This is a genomic window from Amycolatopsis sp. FU40 (genome assembly GCF_021903635.1).
GTDB lineage: Bacteria > Actinomycetota > Actinomycetes > Mycobacteriales > Pseudonocardiaceae > Amycolatopsis > Amycolatopsis dendrobii.
In genome coordinates this window covers 5040510-5060336 of record NZ_CP091381.1, presented here as the reverse complement: position 1 = coordinate 5060336, position 19827 = coordinate 5040510, and the positions used below count along the sequence as shown (strand labels likewise).

At 70.7% G+C, this 19827-nt stretch carries 18 protein-coding genes; 9 read left to right on the top strand and 9 right to left on the bottom strand.

The genetic code is table 11. The features are described 5' to 3' along the window. The first annotated feature begins 34 nt into the window (after nucleotides 1-34). From L3Q65_RS24120 to L3Q65_RS24110, 3 genes are read left to right on the top strand one after another with little or no spacing between them, the layout of a single operon-like run. Nucleotides 35-1159, top strand: a complete 1125-nt coding sequence (locus tag L3Q65_RS24120) for a nitrite/sulfite reductase (protein ID WP_182895434.1) — start codon at nucleotides 35-37, stop codon at nucleotides 1157-1159. Further along, on the top strand, nucleotides 1156-1779 hold the full coding sequence (locus L3Q65_RS24115) for a precorrin-8X methylmutase (protein ID WP_182895435.1): 624 nt from the start codon (nucleotides 1156-1158) through the stop codon (nucleotides 1777-1779). Before L3Q65_RS24120 ends, L3Q65_RS24115 begins: the two co-directional genes overlap by 4 nt. Further along, nucleotides 1776-3293 (top strand): precorrin-2 C(20)-methyltransferase, encoded by a 1518-nt coding sequence (locus L3Q65_RS24110; RefSeq protein WP_182895436.1) that lies wholly within the window; start codon nucleotides 1776-1778, stop codon nucleotides 3291-3293. Before L3Q65_RS24115 ends, L3Q65_RS24110 begins: the two co-directional genes overlap by 4 nt. Here L3Q65_RS24110 and L3Q65_RS24105 read toward each other — a convergent pair. Next, nucleotides 3284-3712 carry a MarR family winged helix-turn-helix transcriptional regulator gene (locus L3Q65_RS24105; RefSeq protein WP_182895437.1) on the bottom strand — a complete coding sequence of 143 codons (429 nt, stop codon included), beginning with the start codon at nucleotides 3710-3712 and terminating at the stop codon, nucleotides 3284-3286. The two genes, L3Q65_RS24110 and L3Q65_RS24105, sit on opposite strands and share 10 nt — an antisense overlap. Before the next feature lie 47 nt (nucleotides 3713-3759). Between L3Q65_RS24105 and L3Q65_RS24100 the strand changes: the two genes are divergently transcribed. Further along, nucleotides 3760-4107, top strand: coding sequence for a hypothetical protein (locus L3Q65_RS24100; protein WP_237596687.1), 348 nt, complete (start codon nucleotides 3760-3762; stop codon nucleotides 4105-4107). Nucleotides 4108-4125: 18 nt separating this feature from the next. Here L3Q65_RS24100 and L3Q65_RS24095 read toward each other — a convergent pair whose 3' ends face one another. Continuing rightward, the gene (locus L3Q65_RS24095; RefSeq protein ID WP_237596686.1) at nucleotides 4126-4914 is read right to left on the bottom strand and encodes a helix-turn-helix transcriptional regulator; all 789 of its coding nucleotides are present in this window, start codon (nucleotides 4912-4914) and stop codon (nucleotides 4126-4128) included. 54 nt (nucleotides 4915-4968) lie between these two features. Between L3Q65_RS24095 and L3Q65_RS24090 the strand changes: the two genes are divergently transcribed. After that, on the top strand, nucleotides 4969-6138 hold the full coding sequence (locus L3Q65_RS24090; protein ID WP_237596685.1) for an MFS transporter: 1170 nt from the start codon (nucleotides 4969-4971) through the stop codon (nucleotides 6136-6138). Here L3Q65_RS24090 and L3Q65_RS24085 read toward each other — a convergent pair. Genes L3Q65_RS24085 through cbiE form a run of 6 tightly spaced genes read right to left on the bottom strand, consistent with a single transcriptional unit; the run spans nucleotide 6135 to nucleotide 13536 of the window. Continuing rightward, nucleotides 6135-9224 (bottom strand): arabinosyltransferase domain-containing protein, encoded by a 3090-nt coding sequence (locus L3Q65_RS24085; protein ID WP_237596684.1) that lies wholly within the window; start codon nucleotides 9222-9224, stop codon nucleotides 6135-6137. The two genes, L3Q65_RS24090 and L3Q65_RS24085, sit on opposite strands and share 4 nt — an antisense overlap. Before the next feature lie 32 nt (nucleotides 9225-9256). Continuing rightward, a complete protein-coding gene (gene bluB, locus L3Q65_RS24080; protein ID WP_182895441.1) occupies nucleotides 9257-9901 on the bottom strand; it encodes a 5,6-dimethylbenzimidazole synthase in 645 nt (214 codons plus the stop codon). After that, the gene (locus L3Q65_RS24075) at nucleotides 9898-10626 is read right to left on the bottom strand and encodes a cobalt-precorrin-6A reductase (RefSeq protein WP_237596683.1); all 729 of its coding nucleotides are present in this window, start codon (nucleotides 10624-10626) and stop codon (nucleotides 9898-9900) included. Before L3Q65_RS24075 ends, bluB begins: the two co-directional genes overlap by 4 nt. After that, the gene (locus L3Q65_RS24070; RefSeq protein WP_182895443.1) at nucleotides 10623-11633 is read right to left on the bottom strand and encodes a Gfo/Idh/MocA family protein; all 1011 of its coding nucleotides are present in this window, start codon (nucleotides 11631-11633) and stop codon (nucleotides 10623-10625) included. The genes L3Q65_RS24075 and L3Q65_RS24070 overlap by 4 nt, the downstream gene beginning before the upstream one ends. Next, nucleotides 11630-12391 carry a precorrin-4 C(11)-methyltransferase gene (cobM, locus tag L3Q65_RS24065; protein WP_182895444.1) on the bottom strand — a complete coding sequence of 254 codons (762 nt, stop codon included), beginning with the start codon at nucleotides 12389-12391 and terminating at the stop codon, nucleotides 11630-11632. The genes L3Q65_RS24070 and cobM overlap by 4 nt, the downstream gene beginning before the upstream one ends. Continuing rightward, nucleotides 12388-13536, bottom strand: coding sequence for a precorrin-6y C5,15-methyltransferase (decarboxylating) subunit CbiE (cbiE, locus tag L3Q65_RS24060; protein WP_182895445.1), 1149 nt, complete (start codon nucleotides 13534-13536; stop codon nucleotides 12388-12390). Before cbiE ends, cobM begins: the two co-directional genes overlap by 4 nt. Before the next feature lie 70 nt (nucleotides 13537-13606). Between cbiE and L3Q65_RS24055 the strand changes: the two genes are divergently transcribed. The 4 genes from L3Q65_RS24055 to cobC are packed head-to-tail and all read left to right on the top strand — an operon-like array spanning nucleotide 13607 to nucleotide 18558. Then, the gene (locus tag L3Q65_RS24055; protein WP_237596682.1) at nucleotides 13607-15580 is read left to right on the top strand and encodes a putative cobaltochelatase; all 1974 of its coding nucleotides are present in this window, start codon (nucleotides 13607-13609) and stop codon (nucleotides 15578-15580) included. Next, nucleotides 15580-16194 carry a cob(I)yrinic acid a,c-diamide adenosyltransferase gene (cobO, locus tag L3Q65_RS24050; protein ID WP_182895447.1) on the top strand — a complete coding sequence of 205 codons (615 nt, stop codon included), beginning with the start codon at nucleotides 15580-15582 and terminating at the stop codon, nucleotides 16192-16194. Before L3Q65_RS24055 ends, cobO begins: the two co-directional genes overlap by 1 nt. Further along, nucleotides 16188-17540: a cobyrinate a,c-diamide synthase gene (locus L3Q65_RS24045; protein ID WP_182895448.1), complete on the top strand. Its 1353-nt coding sequence runs from the start codon at nucleotides 16188-16190 to the stop codon at nucleotides 17538-17540. Before cobO ends, L3Q65_RS24045 begins: the two co-directional genes overlap by 7 nt. Next, entirely contained in the window at nucleotides 17533-18558 is a 1026-nt protein-coding gene (cobC, locus tag L3Q65_RS24040) for an Rv2231c family pyridoxal phosphate-dependent protein CobC (protein ID WP_237596681.1), read from the top strand. The genes L3Q65_RS24045 and cobC overlap by 8 nt, the downstream gene beginning before the upstream one ends. On the opposite strand, the gene L3Q65_RS24035 is transcribed toward cobC, so the two are convergent. Then, nucleotides 18536-19735 (bottom strand): hypothetical protein, encoded by a 1200-nt coding sequence (locus L3Q65_RS24035; protein ID WP_237596680.1) that lies wholly within the window; start codon nucleotides 19733-19735, stop codon nucleotides 18536-18538. The genes cobC and L3Q65_RS24035 overlap by 23 nt on opposite strands. Nucleotides 19736-19827 lie beyond the last annotated feature (92 nt).

Sequence of the window (19827 nt, the reverse complement as noted above, 5' to 3'; positions counted from 1 at the left end):
CCTGTTAAAACTGCCGCGGGTTACAGTGAGCGCCATGTCCAGCCCTGCCCGCGTGCGCGCCGACGCCTGCCCTGGAGTCTTCGCGACGCACGACGCGGCGGACGGGCCGCTCGCCAGGGTCCGGCTTCCCGGCGGCGTGGTGAGCGCGGATCGGTTGCGGGCGTTGGCTTCTTGTGCGGAAGACCTCGGCGACGGCGACGTCCACCTGACCTCGCGCGCGAACGTCCAGTTGCGCGGCGTGCACCGGCCGGGCTTGGCCGGACGGCTGACGGAAGCCGGGCTGTTGCCGTCGCCGAGTCACGAACGCGTGCGGAACGTGCTGGCCTCGCCGTTGAGCGGGGTGCGCGGCGGGCTCGCCGACGTCCGCGGCCTTTCCGCGACGCTGGATCGTGCGTTGTGCGCGCGGCCGGAACTCGCGGAGTTGCCGGGACGGTTTCTGTTCGGGTTCGACGACGGGCGCGGCGACGTCGTGGGCACGGACGTGTGCTGGCGCGCGATCGGTTCGACGACCGGAGCGGTACTGCTGGCGGGCGCTGATTCCGGCTGGCTGGTGCCGCGGGACGAGGCGGTGTCCGCGCTGCTCACGGTGGCGGAAGCGTTTGCGCGCACGCGCGGGTCGGCGTGGCGGATCGGGGAACTGGCCGATCCTTCGGCGCTGCTCCCGGACGGTCACCGGGAAGCGCCCCAAGCGCGGCCGACGCGGATCGACCCGACGGTCGGCAGGATCCGGCGCGACGACGGCGGCGACGCGGTCGGGGTCGCACCTCGATTCGGCCAGTTGACGGCCGCCCAGTTGCGCGCGCTGGCTGACTTCGGCGACGCCGTGGTCACGCCGTGGCGTTCGGTCCTGCTGCCCGGCGGCGCGGACGTCGAACGCCTGCACGCGGCGGGGCTCTCGACGGATCCGGCGACGGCGGAGCTTAGCGCCTGCGTCGGCGCGCCGGGGTGTGCGAAGTCTCTCGCCGACGTCCGGGCGGACGCGGCGACACTGGTCGCGGACGGGGAGCGGGTGCACGTCTCGGGCTGTGCACGGCGGTGCGGACGACCGTCCGGCGCCCACCGCGACGTTGTCGCCGAACCCGGCGGCTACCGTGTCGACGGACGCTGGAGCACGGCGTCCGAGTTGGCGGATGCGTTGGCGAGAAAGGGACCTTCGTGATCGACTACCTGCGGGACGGGGCCGAGATCTACCGGCACTCGTTCGCCACGATCCGCGAAGAGGCGGACCTGGCGATCCTGCCCGACGACGTCGCGGGCGTCGCGGTCCGGATGATCCACTCCTGCGGCATGGTCGACCTGGTCGACGACCTGCGGTACTCGCTCGACGTGGTCGAGGCCGGCCGCGGCGCGCTGGAGGCGGGCGCGCCGATCCTGTGCGACGCGAAGATGATCGCCAGCGGCATCACGCGCAAACGCTTGCCCGCGGCGAACGACGTCGTGTGCACTTTGGACGACCCGAGCGTGCCCGGTCTGGCCGAACGGCTCGGCACCACGCGGTCGGCCGCGGCGCTGGAGCTGTGGCGCGACCGGCTTCCCGGTTCGGTGGTGGCGATCGGCAACGCGCCGACCGCGTTGTTCCGGTTGCTGGAACTGCTGGACGAAGGAGTCGGCGCACCGGCCGCGATCATCGGTGTGCCGGTGGGGTTTGTCGGCGCGGCCGAGTCCAAAGTGGAACTCGCGAAGCGCGCGCCCGCGCCGTATCTGGTCGTGCACGGTCGTCGTGGCGGAAGCGCGATGGCGGTCGGTGCTGTGAACGCGATTGCGAGCACGGTCGAATGACGGGGCGGCTGTACGGCGTCGGGCTCGGACCCGGCGATCCGGAACTGATGACGGTCAAAGCGGCGCGGCTGATCGGCGAGGCGGACGTCATCGCCTACCACAGCGCGCGGCACGGGCGCAGCATCGCGCGGTCGGTGGCTGAGCCGTACCTGCGCGAGGGGCAGCTGGAGGAGCGGCTGGTCTACCCGGTCACCACCGAGACCACCGATCATCCCGGCGGCTACGAGGGCGCGATCGCCGATTTCTACGAGCTGAGCGCGAAAAAGCTTGCCGAGCACCTCGACGCCGGACGCGACGTGGTGCTGTTGTGCGAGGGCGACCCGTTCTTCTACGGCTCCTACATGTACATGCACGAGCGGCTCGCCGGACGGTTCGAGGCCGAGGTGGTGCCCGGCGTGACGTCGGTGAGCGCGGCGGCCTCGGTGCTCGGCCGTCCGTTGGTGCAGCGGGACGAAGTGCTCACGGTGCTGCCAGGAACGTTGCCAGCGCCCGAATTGGCGCGGCGGCTGGCGGACACCGAAGCGGCGGCGGTGCTGAAATTGGGCCGTACCTTCGGTTCGGTGCGGGAAGCGCTCGCGGAGTCGGGCAAGCTCGACGACGCTTGGTACATCGAGCGGGCGACCTGGGGACAGCAGCGGGTGGAACCGTTCGCGGACGTCGACCCGGAGTCGGTGCCGTATTTCTCCTTGGCGTTGCTGCCAAGTCCGGCTTACCAGTCTCGTGTGGACGGTGAACCGGCGGTTCCGGCGAGCTCTCCGGCCCCGGCGGAAGGCGGCGAGGTAGTCGTCGTCGGGCTCGGCCCGGCCGGACCGGAGTGGCTGACGCCGGAAGCGTCGGCGGAACTGGCGGCGGCGGACCACATCGTCGGCTACGGGCCGTATGTCGCGCGGGTTCCGCAGCGAGCGGGGCAGCAGCGGCACGCCTCGGGGAACCGGGTCGAGGCGGACCGGGCGGTCGAGGCATTGCAGTTGGCCGCGACCGGCGCGCGGGTGGCCGTGGTGTCGTCCGGCGATCCGGGTGTGTTCGCGATGGCTTCGGCGGTGCTGGAACAAGTTTCGGCTGGCAATGGCGCCGGTGCGCGGGTACGGATCGTGCCCGGCGTGACGGCGGCGCAGGCAGCCGCGTCGCGGGTCGGTGCGCCGTTGGGACACGACTATTGCGTGCTGTCCCTTTCGGACCGGTTGAAGCCGTGGGAGATCATCGAACGTCGCCTGGACGCGGCCGGTGCGGCGGATTTGGTGCTGGCGCTGTACAACCCGGCCTCGCGGACGCGGGTGACGCAGCTGGCGAACGCGCGGGAAGTCCTGCTGCGGCACCGGGACCCGGGCACGCCGGTGGTGGTGGCGCGGGATGTCGGCGGGCCGGAGGAGGACATCCGGGTCACCACGTTGGGCGGGCTGGATCCGGCTGCCGTGGACATGCGGTGCCTGCTGATCGTGGGCTCGTCGCGCACGGTGGTGGAGGAAGGGCCGGACGGGCGGTCGATCGTGTGGACGCCGCGGAGCTATTCCTGACCTTGGCGCAGTAGCCGTTCCGCCTCGGCGAGGTGGTGGGTGAGTTGTTTCCGCTGCGCGGCACTGAGTTTCGGTGCGTGCGCGGCGAGGGCTGAGGCGATCGAACCGTCCGCGCGAGCGCGGAACATCGCGCGGGCGGACGGTTCGATTTCCAGCCTGGACTTGCGTCGATCTTTCTCGTCGGGCCGCACGCGCATGACGCCTGCGTCCGCCATCCGGTGCGTGATCCGGGAGACGAGACTCTGCGCCAGCCCGGTCCGGCGGGTCACGTCGCTGATGGTCGCGCCCGGGTTTCGCGAGACGTCTTCGACCACCGCCAGTTCTCCCGCGTTGACGTGCTCCGCACCGGTGTTCCCGGTGCTGGCCAGGGCGATCTCGCGCAGGTTGCGGGCGAGGAGGTGCAGGTCGGCGGCGCGCATGGCCCTATTCAATCACTAGTGATACATTCGAAGAAGTATCACTAGTGATGGAGTTGGCGATGGTCGACGACGTGCTGATCGCGGTCGTGGTCGGGTTCCTGATCGTGCGGCAGTTCCAGTGGCGCTCCGCCGAACCGAGGCGGATGCTGCTGATGCCGCTCCTGGTGATCGCGGTGGGGCTGGTGTACCTGGGCTTCGAGCTGGGCGAAGGGTTCCAGCGGGCGGACTGGTTGCTGGCCGGCGAGCTCGTCCTGGTCGCGGGCACCGGCACCGCGATGGGGTGCGTGACGCGGTTCCGGCAGGCTGACGGGTTGCAATATCGGCTCACCGGTGCGGGAATCGTGCTGTGGGCGCTGTTTCTCGTGATCCGCATCTGCTCGACGCGACCGGGCTGATCCTGGTCTCGTTCGGTGTCAACAGGCTCGCGGCGAGTCTCGTGGTGCGGCATCGGTCTGTCCACTATGGAGGTAAAACCCCGGCGTATGGCCAAGAGACCGCCGGAACACGTCGATGAACGCGCTGGTCGTGGCAAACCCGCACAGCTGCGCCACGGACGTCACTGACCGTCCCTCCACCAGCAACCGCAAGGCGTGGTACAGCCGCAGTTGCGTACGCCACTGCGGAAACGTCATGCCGGTGTCCGCGCGGAACAGCCGGGTCAGCGTCCGCCCGCTGGCACCGGCAACGCGGCCCAGCGCTGCCAGGCTGCGCGAGTCCGACGGATCGGACTCCAGCAACTGGCACACGGCGACCAACCGCGGATCATGCGCGGCGGGCACCTGCACCGGGCGTTCCGGCGCCACGATGAGCTGGTCGAACAACACCGCCCGCATCCGGTGGCCAGCCGGGCTCGAGCGGTCCTCGCCGAGTTCGGTGTACGCGATCAGCAGTTCCCGCAGCAGCGGGGTGACCGCCAGCGCCGTCGGTTCGCTCACCGGAAGCGGGCTCAGTTCCTGCGGAAAGCCGAACAGATGCAGCCGCGTGACGCCGTATGCGCGGTGGGAATGCACGGTTCCCGCCGGAATCCACAGTGCCCGGTGCGCGGGCGCGATCCACCGCGACTGGTCTGTGTGCACGGCCAGCACACCGCTGCTGGCATAGACGATCTGGTGTTCGTCGTGCCAGTGCTCGGCAATGCTCGCGGTGGCCGCCAGGTCGCGGGTGCTCGTGGGCGCGGTCGGCAGATGGCCGGAAATCGACATAATTCGGCATAATAACGGAATCGCGAAGGCTGCCGCGGGTCTGACGATGATCGGGTGCCGACAACACTCCCCGCCCCGGTCCGCGCCGCGCGCTGGCCGATGCCGCTGATGGTGATCGGCCACGCGGTCGACGACCTCTACCAGGGCGCGGTCCCCGCGCTCGTCCCGTTCCTCGTCGCCGAGCGGCATTACGGTTACCTCGCCGCGGCCGGGATCACGGTGGCCGCGACTTTGCTGTCCTCGGTGGTCCAGCCGCTCTTCGGCGTGCTGACCGACCGCCGGCCGATGCCGTGGCTCGTGCCGGTCGGGATGACGGTCGCGGGGGCCGGGATCGGGCTGTCCGGGCTCGCCGATTCCTACGCGCTGACCTGGCTCGCGATCGCGCTGTCCGGCCTCGGCGTCGCCGCCTATCACCCGGAGTCGGCGCGGATCGCCCGCCGGATCGCCGGCGACGGGCACGTCGGGATGAGCTGGTTTTCCTTGGGCGGCAACGTCGGGTTCGCGTTCGGGCCGATCGTCGTCACCCCGGTGCTGCGAGCGGGCGGGCTCGGCGCGACGCCGTATCTGGTGCTGCCCGCGCTCGTCGCCGGGGTGGTCATCGCCGCGTTGTTCCGGCGGATGAGCGACCTGCATTCCGGGGCGCATCGGAGGGCACCCGCCGGGCGCGACGACTGGCGGCAGTTCGGCTGGCTGACCGTCGTGGTCGTCGGACGCTCCATCGCGGCCTTCTCGCTCAACACCTTCCTCGCCATCTGGGTCACGCAGCGAACCGGCAGCGTGTTCGCCGGGGAAGTGGCGTTGGTGGTGCTGTTCGGCGTCGGTGCGCTGGGCACGCTGCTCGGCGGGGTGCTGGCCGGACGCTGGGGCCGGATCCGGACGGTCCGCGTTTCGTACACGGCGGCGGTGCCCGCGGTCGCCGGGATCGCGCTCATGCCGGGGTACGGCGTGTTTCCGCTGGTCGCGCTCGCGGCGGTGGCGTTGTATGTGCCGTTCTCGCTGCATGTGACGCTGGGGCAGGACTACTTGCCGAACCGGCTGGGCACCGCCAGCGGGGTGACGCTCGGGCTGGCCGTCAGCGTCGGCGGAGTGGTCGCGCCTGTGGTGGGGGCACTCGCCAACGCGGCCGGGTTGCAGTGGGCGTTGCTGGCGCTCGCGGTGCTGCCCGCGGTGTCGGTGTTCGCCGCGCGGCGGCTACGAGAACCACAGCGCGAGCCGCGGGATTAGCGCGTCGGGTCCTTGCCGTTCGGCTGCGAAGGACCGGGTCCAGGCGACCACCAGCCCCACACGGTCTTCTCGCCGTGCCGCACCGTCGGCTCGACCCCGGTCGTGTAGGGCTCGATCTGCAGCAGCTGTCCCCACGACTGGTAGGGCTGCCCGTTCAGGTAGCTCGGCACCTCGGGCTCGTCCGCGATCTCCTCGAGCCAGCCGTTCGGGCCGCCGTTGGTGCTGGACGCCCATTTCGCCTCGTCGGCGAGCTGGCCGGGGGTGATCCGGTAGTCCGGCATCGCGGAGATGCCGTCGTGCGAGGTGACCGGGTTCGCGCACGGGTACACGAACGACGCGGGCCAGTCGATGTACACCGATTTGCCCGCGAGCTTGTCGGTGAGCGTGGTGAAGGTCGGCACGCGCGGCGCGGACGCGGCGATCCAGCCGTCCTCGGTCAGGTCGTTGTCCACCATCACGATCCGCACCGACGTGGTTTCCGGCGGCAGGTCGCGCAGGTTGATCCGGGTGTCGTTCCAGCCGCCGGTGCCCGCGCCGGGCGGGAGCGCGAACTGGCCGCGCAGCACCCGCACGCCCTCCGGGGTGTTGACGCCGTACTCCAGGCTCACCGACGTCGGCCGCCGGGGCTGGCTCGCGGTGGCGACCACGATCTGGCCGTTCTCGGTCCGGTCGGTGAGCGCGTACCAGTCGCTGCGCAGCCGTCCGGCGCGCGTCTGGGTGTCGAGGTAGCTGCTCCACATCGGCACCTGGTCCTGCTTGAACCCGTGCGGCGGTTCGGCCAGCGGGTCCTTGTCGTCGACCGGGCTGGTGTGGAAGCCGGTCTGGACCCGGCCGTTGTCCTGGTCCGGGTTCGGCAGCGGGTTCGGCGGGTTCTGCGTCACCGGTTTCTCCGGCACGGTCCGCTGTTCGGGCTGCGGGTGCAGGATGCTCTTCGCCGCGTCGCGCTCGACCATCACGTGGTCGGACAGGTTGCAGCTCTTGCCGAACAGATGCCCGATGTTGGCCGCGCCGAGGCTGTAGCTGTCGCGCTGGAAGTAGATCGCCGCGCCCATCGTGTAGATCTCGCCCGCCGCGACCAGGCCGCACACCACGACCAGCGACAGCGAACCGAGCCGCAGCGACCGGCTCCGGCCTTCCTGCGGCGCCGGTCCCGGCCGGTGCGCCCGGACGTTCTCCACGAACGCGTAGATCCCGGCGACCGCGGCGGCCCCGAGCAGGATCGTCGACAGCGGGATGCCGCCGATCGACGGTGCGCCGGTCGTCCACGGCACCCCGATCTTCGAGACGAACCAGTACGCGTTCGGCCCGGTCGCGGCGAGCGCCCCGACCACCAGCAATACCGCGAGGAACGCCGCACGGTTGCGGTTGGAACGGAGCACGGTGGAACTGGTCGCGAGCGCGGTGAGCGCCGCCATGGACGCGCCGACCGCGGCGAACGCGCCGAAGTGGTGCGTCCATTTCGTCGGCGTCAGCGCGAGCAGCAGGAAGAACAGCGCGGTGGTGCCGATCAGCCTGCGGCTCGGCCCGAGCGCGGCGCCGGGAATCCGGCCGCGGCGCAGCAGCACCACCAGGCAGGTCATCGTGCAGAGCAGCACGAGCAGCACCGGGAACCGGCGCGGCGCGGAGCCGTCCGGCAGGTTCTCGAACAGCAATTGGTACCGCGCGAGTTCCTGGAACCACGACAGGTTCGGGCCGACCGCGGTGCGGATGCGGGTGGCCTCCTGGACCGTCGCGAACGTCTGGTCGGCGAACATCACCACGAGCACCAGGAAGCCGGACGCGAGGATCGGCGCGAGCATCGGCAGCCAGCCGCTCGACGATCGCTGCCGGACCAGCTTGAACAGCGGTCTCCCGGCGACCAGGAACGGAGCCACGGCGATCAGCCCGGTCGGCGTCGCGGCGAGGGTGAACGCGGCGGCGGTGAGCCCGAGGCACAGCGGCAGCAGCCGGCGGGTGACCAGCGCGCGTTCGACCGCGCAGATCGCCAGCAGCGACCCGAGCGCGGCGACCGGTTCCGGCCGGACGCCGTTGTTGTAGGGCATCCACCAGACCAGGAACACCGCCGCGGCGGCCCAACCCGCGGCACGGCTGCGGCGGACCTGGGTGCCCAGCCGCGGCATCACCTCGCGGCTGATCAGCAGCCAGCTGATCACGCCGAGCAGGTACGAGGGCAGCCGGATCCACGGCGGCACCGTGCTGACGTGCGTCATCAGCTCGTACAGGTGGTAGAACCAGCCGAACGGGGCCTCCGCGACGCCGAACCAGCGGTGGTAGTTCGTGAGGTATCCGGTGGCCTCGGTGACCCGGGCCATGGTGAGGATGTAGCCGTCGTCCGAGGTCACCGGCCCGATGAAGACCCACGCGCCGAGCACGCCGAACACCGTCGCGTCGCGGCCGGTGAGCCGCCACCAGCCGACCGGGGCCCAGCGCGGCGCGCGGCGGGCGAACCCGGAGTCCATCCGCCACACCGCGATCAGGCAGCCGAGGAACGACAGCGCGGCCAGGATGCCGACGACGATCTTCAGCGTGGTCGGCGAGGTCTGGTAGCGGGTGTCCGGGACGACCGACACGTGCAGCCCGGCGATCGGGTCGCGCGCGGAGGTGATCGAGGAGTAGATGCCGAGCACGCGCGGCCGGACGTCGCCGGTGGTGTGGAAGATCGGGGTCTTGCCGACCGAGAGCGTCATCTGGGTCGCGTCGGCGTCGAGCGTCACCGAGCAGCCGGTCTCCGGGAGCGGCTGCTGCGAGATCTGCTGGCCCTGGCTGGACGCGAGCAGCACGCCGTTGTCGACGCGCAGCTGCATGCCGACGCCGTTGGCCGCGTGCTTGCCGGTGCGCCCGTCCGGGACGGTGGAGAACAGCAGCGCGGGGCCGTTCGTGCGCGCGTCGAGCGAGCGGATCGTCTCGCAGGGCAGCTCGGCCTTCAGGTCCTGTGCCCAGTACCCGGTCAAGGGCGCGTTGACGGCACGCGTGTCGGAGGCGACGGGCCAGACGACTTCCGCGGTGTCCTGCACTACGGGCAGGAAGGGATAGGCCAGGGCGCACAGCGCCGAAAGCAACCCCAGCACTACGGCAATCGGACGCATTAGAGGAAATCTATTGGGTCACCCCGACAGGTTTACGCTGACCCCTCGTCGCGCGGGGTGAACCGCTCGTGGTGTAACGCGCTGGCCAGCGGCGCGCGGCTGCGCCAGCCGTGCCGTTCGAGGTCGGGGACCTCGGCCAGATTCGTTACCGGTCCTACACAAAGCCAGGCCACCGGGCGGATCCCGGCGGGAATGCCGAGCAGGTCCGCGAGCGCGGGTTCACGGTAGAAACTCACCCACCCGACGCCGAGGCCCTCCGCGGTCGCGGCGAGCCACAGGTTCTGGATCGCCAGGCACACCGAGTACAGCCCGGCGTCGGCGATCGCGTGCCGTCCGAGCACGGCCGGGGCGCCGCGCTGCTCGTCGTAGGTGACGACGATGCCGAGGCTCGATTCGCGGATGCCTTCGACCTTGATCTTGGCGAACGTCTCCGCCCGCTCGCCGTCCAGGGACGCGGCGAAGACTTCGCGCTCCTCGTGCACGTGGCGGGCGAATTCCTCGCGCGTCGCGGGGTCGCGGACCAGCACGAAGTCCCACGGCTGGCTCATCCCGACGCTCGGCGCGGCGTGCGCGGCCTCGAGCACCCGGGTGAGGACGGCGTCGTCGATCGGTTCGCCGGTGAACTCGGCGCGGACGTCGCGGCGGCGGTGCAGGACGTCGTAGAACAGTTGATTCATTGGTTGAGCACCCATTCGGCTGCGGCGGCTGCGTCCGCGGTTTCCGGAGCGGACGGTCGGGGCGGGCGGCGCACGACGACCACCGGGAGGCCGAGTTCCCGCGCGGCGATCAGCTTCGCGGCCGTCATCGCGCCGCCGCTGTCCTTGGTGACCAGCACGTCGATGTCGTGTTCGGTCATCAGCGCGCGCTCGCCGTCGAGACGGTACGGGCCGCGGTCGAGCACCACTTCGTGGCGGCGCGGCAGCGGCTGGCCGGGCGGGTCGACGCAGCGGATCAGGAACCACAGCGGGTCGAGGTCGGCGAACGCGGCCAGGCCCTGGCGGCCGCTGGTGAGGAAGACGCGGCCGCCGAGGCCGGGCAGGAGCGCGGCGGCTTCTTCGAGGTCGTCGGCCCAATGCCAGCGGTCGTCTTCGGCCGGCTGCCAGCCGGGGCGGGCGAGGCGCAGGAGCGGAATGCCCGCGGCCTGGGTGGCGTGGAAAGCGTTGCCGCCGATGCGTTCCGCGAACGGATGCGTGGCGTCGACCACTGCCTGGACACCGTTTTCGCGCAGCCAAGCCGTAAGGCCTTCGACGCCGCCGAATCCGCCGACCCGTACTTCTCCGACCGGCAGGCGCGGTCGCGTGACGCGTCCGGCGAGCGAGGAGACCACGTCGACGCCGCGTTCGTGCAGCTGGGCGGCGAGGTCGCGGGCTTCCGCGGTGCCGCCCAGGATCAGGACGGTCATCGCCCGTACCCGACGGCCGCGCGCCACCGGTCGAGGGTGCGCATGTTGGCGAGCGTTTCGGCCCAGGTCAGTTCCGGTCCTTGCCGGTTCGCGACATGGGCGGCGACGTAATCCGCTTCCCGCGCGTAAACCCCTTGGGTGGCTTCGATTTCGATGATCTCCGGCTCGCCGTCCGACGGGGTCAGCACGATCGTCGACACGCCCGGAGTGCGGAGTTCGTGGATCCACGCGGGTTTCGGCACGTACAACTGGCCGGCGGTGCCGTAGATCCGGATGTGGTCGTCCTGCGTGAGCAGGTAACCGCAGGACAGCTGCGCGATGATGTCGCCGGGCAGTCGCAGCAGGCCCATCGCGAACTCGTCGACGCCGCTTTCGGCGAGCCGCGCCATGCCGGTGAGGCGCGTCGGCTCGACCGCCGGAGTTCCGGTCGCGGCCTGCGAAACCAGCCGGGCGAGCGAGGTGCAGTAGCAGCCGACGTCGAGGATTCCGCCCCCGCCGAGCGCGGGATCGCCGAGGCGGGCCGCGTCGTTCTCGTCGGAGTCGAAACTGAACGTGACGTCGACGGCGCGGACCTCGCCGATCGCCCCGGATTCGATCAGTTCGACCAGCCGTCGCGTCTGCGGATGCAGCCGGTACATGAACGCTTCCATGAGGAAAACGTCGTTGCGCCGTGCGGCATCGATGACCTTCTCCGCGTCGGCCGCGGTGAGCGTGAGCGGCTTTTCGCACAGCACGTGCTTGCCCGCTTCGGCGGCCCGGATCGCCCATTCCTCGTGCTGTGCGTGCGGAGTGGCGACGTAGACCGCGTCGACGTCCGGGTCGGCGAGGAGTTCTTCGTAGCTGCCGTACGCCTTCGGGATTTCGTACCTGGTCGCGAAATCACGTGCCCGCTCGGCCGTGCGCGAGGCCGCCGCGGCGAGCACGCCGTGGCGGCTTTGCTCGACGCCCGCGGCGAATTCGGCGGCGATGGTCCCGGTGGCCAGCAGGCCCCAGCGCAGATCCGTCACAATGACTCCGGTTGGCTCGCCCGGTCCCGGGTGCTCGAATACAGGAAACTGTCCGGGAATCCGCCCGCGGCGAGGACCCGGCCGACGAAAATCGTGGCCGCGCGGGTCATTCCGGCGGCCCGCGCTTGACCGGCGATGTCGGCGAGGGTGCCGCGCACCACCGTTTCGCCGGGCTGGCTGGCCAGCGCGACGACGGCGGCGGGACAGTCCTCGCCGTAGTGCCCGGCGAGTTCTCCGGTGACGCGCTCGATGTGATTGATCGCCAGGTGCAGCGCGAGAGTCGTGCCGGTGCGGGCGAAATTCTCCAGCGTTTCGGCGTCCGGCATCGCGGTGGACCTCGCCTGCGCGCGCGTGATCACGAGACTCTGCCCGATGCCCGGGACGGTCAGTTCGCGGCCGAGCACGGCAGCGGACGCGGCGAACGCGGGAACGCCGGGCACCATCTCGTAGGGCACGCCTTCCGGTTCCAGCCGCCGCACCTGCTCGGCGACCGCGCTGTACAGCGACGGATCTCCGGAACACAGCCGCGCGACGTCGTGGCCGGCTCGATGCGCTTCGACCAGTTTCGCGGTGATCTCCTCCAGGCTGAGGTTCGCGGTGTCGACGCGTTCGGCGTCCGGCGCGCAGTAGGCGAGCAGGTCGGTCGGCGTCATGCTGCCCGGGTACAGGCACACCGGGCAGCGCGCGAGCAGGTCGCGGCCGCGCACGGTGATCAGGTCGGCCGCGCCCGGCCCGGCGCCGATGAAGTAAACGGTCATTTCCAGCTCCACTGCGTGACTGCCCGGGACGGCGTCCATCCGGTGAACCCGCCGAGCGGTTTCGCCTGCTCCACGGAGATCCGTTGCAGTTCCCCGCCGTGCCGGGCGTAGGCGGCGGCCAGGATCTGCTCGGCTTCGAGGGTGACACCGTGCGCGACGATCCGGGCGTCGGTTTCGACACACTGATCGAGGACTCCGGGCACGGTCAGGCCGCCGCCGACGAAGATCGCGTCGGGGCGGGGGAGGCCGGCGAGCGCCTCGGGTGCCGGACCGGTGACCACCTGTAATTCCGGCACGCCAAGGGTATTGGCGTTGCGCTGGACGCGTCCGGCGCGCGCGGGGTCGCGTTCGATCGCGATGGCGCGGTTCAGCGGATGTGCGCGGGACCATTCGATGCCGATGCTGCCCGCGCCCGCGCCGACGTCCCAGAGGAGTTCGCCCGGAGCCGGTGCCAGGCGGGCGAGGGCGGACGCGCGGAGGTCGCGTTTGGTGAGCTGGCCGTCGTGCTCGAAGGCGTCGTCGGGGAGGCCGACGAGCGGGAGGCCGGGGCCGGTGCAGCGCACGGCGAACACGGTGAGCGGGCCGGGGTCGCGGGTCCAGCCGTCGGTGATCCGCTCGTCCTCCGCGCCGAGGTTTTCCAAGGCGGTAAGGGCGGAATCGCCGTACCCGCGGGCTTTGAGCAGCTCGCGCAGTTCGGTCGCGGAACCGCCCAGGACCAGCAGCTTTCGGTTCGGTGCCAGGGCGCGCGCGACGCGATGGACGGCGCGGCCGACGACCGTCACGACCTCGGTTTCCTCGAACGACCAGCCGAGCCGCGCGCGGGCCAGCGTCGCCGAGGAGATCGCGGGGTGGACGTCGAGCGCGTACCCGCGGTCACGCAGGGTGGTGGCGATGCCGGACAGGTACGGATCGCCGCTGGCCAGCACGCACACGCGGCCGCTCTGCTCGGCCAGGAACTCGTCGAGCGCGGGCAGCAGCGGGCTCGGCCAGGGGCGGGTGCGGAGGTCTTCCGGCAGGGACTTCAGCTGCCGTTCCGAGCCGAGCACGACGTCCGCCCGCCGCACGGCGGCACGGGCCGCCGGGGTGAGCCCGGCCCACCCGTCGGCCCCGATCCCGACCACCGTCAGGCGTGATTCTTCGCGCACGATTTCCCACCCTAAGCGAGAGCTTGCCTGTGCGATGATCGGCCGGACGCCGACCCACAAGGGAGTGCTCTTGAAGCCCTATCCGTTCACCGCTGTCGTCGGGATGCCGGACCTGCGTCTGGCGCTCGTCCTGTCCTCGATCTCGCCCGCGGTCGGCGGGGTGCTGGTGCGGGGCGAGAAGGGCACCGCGAAGTCGACCATGGTGCGCGCGCTCGCCGGGCTGCTGCCGGGTGTCGACGTGGTGGACAGCTGCCGGTTTTCCTGCGACCCGGTCAGCCCGGACCCGGTGTGCCCGGACGGCCCGCACGAGGCGGGCGTCCCCGCGCACCGGCGGCCGGCGCGGCTGGTGGAACTACCGGTCGGCGCGGCCGAGGACCGGGTCGTCGGCTCGCTGAACCTGGAGAAGGCGCTGTCCGAAGGCGTCACCGACTACCAGCCCGGGCTGCTGGCCGCAGCGCACCGCGGGCTGCTGTACGTCGACGAGGTCAACCTGCTGCACGACCATCTGGTGGACACGCTGCTCGACGCGGCGGCGATGGGCCGGGCGACGGTCGAGCGCGAGGGCGTTTCCGTCTCGCACGCCGCGCGGTTCGTGCTGATCGGGACGATGAACCCGGAGGAAGGCGAACTGCGGCCGCAGCTGCTCGACCGGTTCGGGCTGACCGTCGAGGTCGCGTCGAGCCGGGATCCGGAGCAGCGCGTCGAGGTCGTCCGGCGACGGCTTGCCTACGAAGCGGATCCGGACGGGTTCGCCGACGGCTACGCCGAGGCGGACGCGGCGCTGGCGGCGGAGATCGAGGCGGCGCAACGGCTTTTGCCGTCGGTGAAGCTGCCGGACGAGGCGCTGCGGCAGATCGCCGAGGTGTGCGCGTCGTTCGAGGTCGACGGCATGCGCGCGGACATCGTGACGGCGCGGACGGCGGTCGCGCACGCGGCGTGGGCCGGGCGCGCCGAGGTCACCACCGAGGACATCCGGGTCGCGGCGCGGCTCGCGCTGCCGCACCGGCGGCGGCGGAATCCGTTTGACGCGCCGGGGATTTCCGAGGAGCAGCTGGAACAGGCGCTGGAGGATTCGCAGCCGCCGCCCGAGGGGCCGGACGACGATGGCCCGTCCGGCGGCGGGCCTGGACCGGATGACAGCGGGCCGGTTCCGGATGGCGGTCCGGCCGAGGGGGCTCCGTCTTCCGGGCCTTCCGAGCCGACGGGCAATGGGTCTTCGCCGCAGAAGACGGTCGGCGCCGGGGACACCTTTCGCGCGCGGGTGTTCCGGGTGAAAGGCACCGGCGAGGGCGAGCGCGGCCGTCGGTCGCGCGCCATCACGGACACCGGCCGGACGATCGGCGTGCAGCCGCCCAGCGTGCGGGACGGACGGCCGCATCTGGTCGCGACGATCCGTGCTGCCGCACCGCATCAGCAGGCGCGGGGCCGGTCCGGGGCGGGTCTCGAAGTGCGTTCGGCGGACCTGCGGTTCGCGCTGCGCGAAGGCCGCGAAGGCAATCTGGTGCTGTTCTGCGTGGACGCGTCGGGGTCGATGGGCGCGCGGGCACGGATGCGGGAAGTGAAGACCGCCGTGCTTTCCCTGCTGTTGGACGCCTACCAACGGCGGGACAAGGTCGGTCTGGTCACGTTCCGCGGCACGGATGCCGAGCTGGCGCTCCCGCCGACGATCAGCGTCGAAGCAGCCGCGGCCCGGCTGGAAGGCCTGCCGACCGGCGGACGCACGCCGCTCGCCGAAGGACTGCTGGAAGCCGCACGGGTGCTGCGGGTCGAGGCGATCCGTGACCCGCGCCGTCGTCCGTTGCTGGTGCTCGTCACCGACGGCCGCGCTACGAGCGGCTCCGACGCGGTCGCCCGGGCCAAGGCCGCCGCGGGTCTGCTGACCGACGTGACGACGATCGTGATGGACTGCGAGACCGGCCGGATGCGCCTCGGCCTGGCCGCGGAACTGGCCGGGCACTTGGGAGCCGAGCACGTGCCACTGTCCGATGTGGCCGCTGAATCGCTGGCTTCGGCCGTGCGCGAACGGACGGGGAGGGCTGCCTGATGCCGCAAGGGAAACCGGCTGTCGTGCCGAAGGACGGGCTCACCACGCGGCAGCGCCGCAACCGTCCGCTGCTCGCCGTGCACACCGGCGAGATGAAAGGGAAATCGACCGCGGCGTTCGGAATGGCGTTGCGCGCGTGGAACCAGGGCTGGTCGATCGGCGTGTTCCAGTTCGTGAAGTCGGCGAAATGGCGCGTCGGCGAGGAAGCCGCGTTCAAGGCGCTCGGGAAGCTGCACGACGACACCGGGCAGGGCGGTCCGGTCGAGTGGCACAAAATGGGCGAGGGCTGGAGCTGGTCGCGCAAGCAGGGGTCCGAAGAGGACCATGCCGCGAACGCCCAGGAAGGCTGGGCGGAAATCAAACGACGGCTCGCTGCCGAAACGCACGATTTCTACGTCCTGGACGAATTCAGCTACCTGCTCAAATGGGGCTGGCTCGAGGCGGACGACGTCGTGTCCGCTTTGGCCTCCCGGCCCGGGCACCAGCACGTCGTGATCACCGGCCGGTACGCGCCGCCGGAATTGATCGAGGCCGCGGACCTGGTCGCGGAAATGACGAAGGTGAAGCACCCGATGGACGCCGGGCAGAAGGGCCAGCGGGGGATCGAGTGGTAGCACGGGTCGTCATCGCCGCACCCGGTTCCGGGCACGGCAAAACCACCATCGCGGCCGGGCTCATGGCCGCGTTGCGCACGGCCGGGCACGCGGTGTCCGGGCACAAGGTCGGCCCGGACTTCATCGACCCCAGTTACCATTCGCTCGCCACCGGCCGTCCCGCGCGGAACCTGGACCCCTTCCTGCAAGGCGAGGACACGCTGGCTCCGTTGCTGCGCCACGGTTCCGCGGGTGCGGACATCGCCGTGATCGAAGGCGTGATGGGCCTTTTCGACGGCGCCTTGGGCACCGAAGGTTACGCGTCGACCGCCCACGTCGCGCGATTGCTCGACGCACCAGTCGTGCTGGTGGTCGACGCTTCGGCGGCCTCCCGCAGCGTCGCGGCGACCGTGCTGGGGTTCGCGCAATACGACACGCGCGTCCGGCTCGCCGGGGTGATCCTGAACAAGCTGGGCTCGCAACGGCACGAGGACGAGATCGTCACCGCTTTGGAAGCGACCGGCGTCCCGTTGCTGGGTGCCTTGCGGCGCAACGAAAACGTGCATGCGCCGAGCCGGCACCTCGGCCTGGTTCCCGCCGCCGAACGTGCCGCGGAGTCGCAGCGGTTGCTGCCGGAACTGGCGGAATGGGTCGCCGCCGGGGTCGATCTCGGAGCCATTGTGCGGGTGGCCCGAAGTGCTCCCGCGCTGACTGGTCCGTTGTGGAACGCCGGTCCGGAGTGGGACGGTCCACGTGCGACGCTCGCCGCCGCCGGCGGTCCGGCGTTCACCTTCCGCTACGCCGAGAACATCGAACTGCTGGCCGCCCGCGGAATCGACGTCGTGGACATCGACCCCTTGCGGGACAAGGCCTTGCCTGCCGGGTGTGCCGGTTTGTACTTCGGCGGCGGGTTCCCGGAAGTGCACGCTGCCGAGTTGTCGGCCAATGCGGAACTCCGGACGGCCGTCGGCGCGGCGATTGACGCCGGGATGCCGGTGAGCGCGGAATGCGCGGGCTTGCTGTACCTGTGCCGTTCGCTGGACGGATTGCCGATGGTCGGCGCCGTGGCCGCGGACGCGACCATGACTTCGCGGGGGAAGCTCGGCTACCGCCGGGCTGTCGCGGTCGCCGACAACGTGCTCGCAGCGGCCGGACAGCGGGTCACCGGACACGAGTTCCACCGCACCGAAATCGCGCCCGCCCATGGGGAAACCGCCGCGTGGGGCTGGGATCGCAGCCTGGACGGATTTGCTTCAGCCTCCCTGCACGCGTCTTACTTGCATGTCCACTGGGCCGGACATCCCGAACTGGCGGACCGTTTCGCCTCGCAGGTGCGCGCCCGTTCCCTGGCAGCAGTCCATGGCTGATTACGACCTCCACCACCACGGCGATCGCGAGGTCGGCGATGGGCTCGTCGACCTGGCCGTGAACGTCCGGCTCCCGGCCCCGCCTTCGTGGCTGCGTGCCGAACTCGCCGCCGCCCTGGACGACCTGGCCGCCTACCCGGACCCGACTCGCGCCGCGGAAGCCGTCGCCACCCGACACGGCCGGGATTTCGACGACGTCCTCGTGACCGCCGGCGCCGCGGAAGCGTTCACGCTGCTGGCTTCGCTTCCGGCTGAGCACGCGGTAGTGGTCCACCCGCAATTCACCGAACCGGAAGCCGCCCTGCGCGCCGCCGGACACCCGGTCGACCGAGTCCTACTGTCCGAAGCGGACGGTTACCGTCTGGATCCCGCCGCGGTCCCCGATTCGGCTGACCTGGTCTTCATCGGCAATCCGACCAACCCGACCTCGGTCCTGCACCCAGCCGCTTCGCTGCGAGCCCTGGCACGCCCCGGGCGGGTGCTCGTGGTGGACGAAGCTTTCCTCGATGCCGTCCCCGGAGAAGTCGAAAGCCTTGCCGGAGAACGAATCCCCGGCGTCGTGGTGTTGCGCAGCCTCACCAAAACTTGGGGCTTGGCGGGCCTGCGCGCCGGATACGTCCTCGGCGAACCATCGCTGATCGCCCGCCTGCGCGCGGTGCAGCCGCCCTGGTCAGTGTCCACTTTGGCCGCCGTAGCGACGGTCGCCTGCTGCCGCCCCGCCGCCCTGGAAGAGGCCGAAAAACTGGCCGCTGCCGCGGAAGCCGACCGCGACTATCTGGAATCCGGCTTGGCCGCACGGGGAATCCCCGTACTCGGCACCGCGCGCGGCCCGTTCGTGCTGGTCCGAGTCCCCGGCGGCGCGGACGTCCGGCTGCGACTGCGCGAAGCAGGCTACGCCGTCCGCCGCGGCGACACTTTCCCCGGCCTCGGCCCAGATCACCTGCGCATCGCGGTCCGCGACCGCGCGACGACGGACGCTTTCCTCGCCGCGTTGGCTAATGCTTCTGGAGCGCGGTGAATTCCTCGAGCCAAGCGTAATTCGGCGCTGCCGTGCCGTCGGGATTCTTCTGGACGGTCGCCCGCGCGAACACGCTGTTGAGGAGCCACGGCGGAGTATCCGGCCCGAAGTCCCCGCCCTTGAGCGCGGCAATGCCCTGATCGATCCCGTACGCGGCGACGGCGAGCTTGCCGGTCGCGCGGAACTTCGTCATCTGGTCGGTGAGGAAGTTCTTGTTGTTCTCGAACCACGGGCTGGTGCGGAGGAAATCGTCCCACCGCGCCTTGGGGAACGGCTGGTGCAGCGCGTTGCGGATGACCTGCCAGACCAACGTGTCCTTGGGCACGTGGTACTTGTCCGCGTACTCGGCCGAGATCCGGTCGGCGAGATGCTTCTTCCACAGCTGGACCAGCGAAAACTCGGTGACGAGAAACTTCTTGCCGCCCAGCTTGGGCAGGGTGTAATCGAGAAATGCCTGAACCTGGTCCGGCGCCCCGACGTGCGGATGCAGGTCGGTGCCCTCGATCTCCGGCGTCTCGCGGACGTACTTCATCCAGCGTTCCGTGCCCGCGCCAGTCCACTTGGGATTCTCGAGATTGTTGAGCGCGCCCATGTACAGGACGGTCTTTCCCTTGCGCTGCTTGATCACATGGGCTGCGACGGTCTCGTAGAATTCGTTGAGCGCGCCGTTGTTCCAGTCGGACTGCGGGCATTCGATGAACGGCTCGTTGCCGATCACCAGGATGTCGACCTTGTCCATGACCGCCGGAAGCACTTTGTCGACCCGCGCGAGATCGGCCTGCATCGCCGGGGTCCCGGGCCGCGGGATCTGCTTGTGGGAGTCGGGAAAGTACGGAAACTTGAGCGACAGCACGGTGCCGTACTGGCGGTCGGCCGCTTGCCGCAATGTCTTGATCGTCGGATTTTCGGTGGCGTCGTGCTTGTCCAGATCGGGCATCGCGGTGAACCCGCGCACCCACTTCGCGGCGGACCGCTGGAGCTCGTCCCAGCCCATCGTGTCCGGATCGGCGTTGAAATTCGCCCCGAGCGCTCCGTCCGCCTTGGGCGCGGCGGTGTTCGGAGCGGGACTGTCCGGCGTCGAACTGCAGGCCGCCGTGGCGAGAACCGAAAAACCGGCGGACAACTGGAAGAGCCGACGCCGGGTAAGGCGCGCGGATTCGGGCGAGCTGGGTGCCACGAGGTCCCCTCGGTCATGCGTCGCGGACCCTCCCTTGGTAACACGAGTAGTGCGCGCGTCGCAGCCCGGGACTGGTGGCCTGCCCAGAAGTA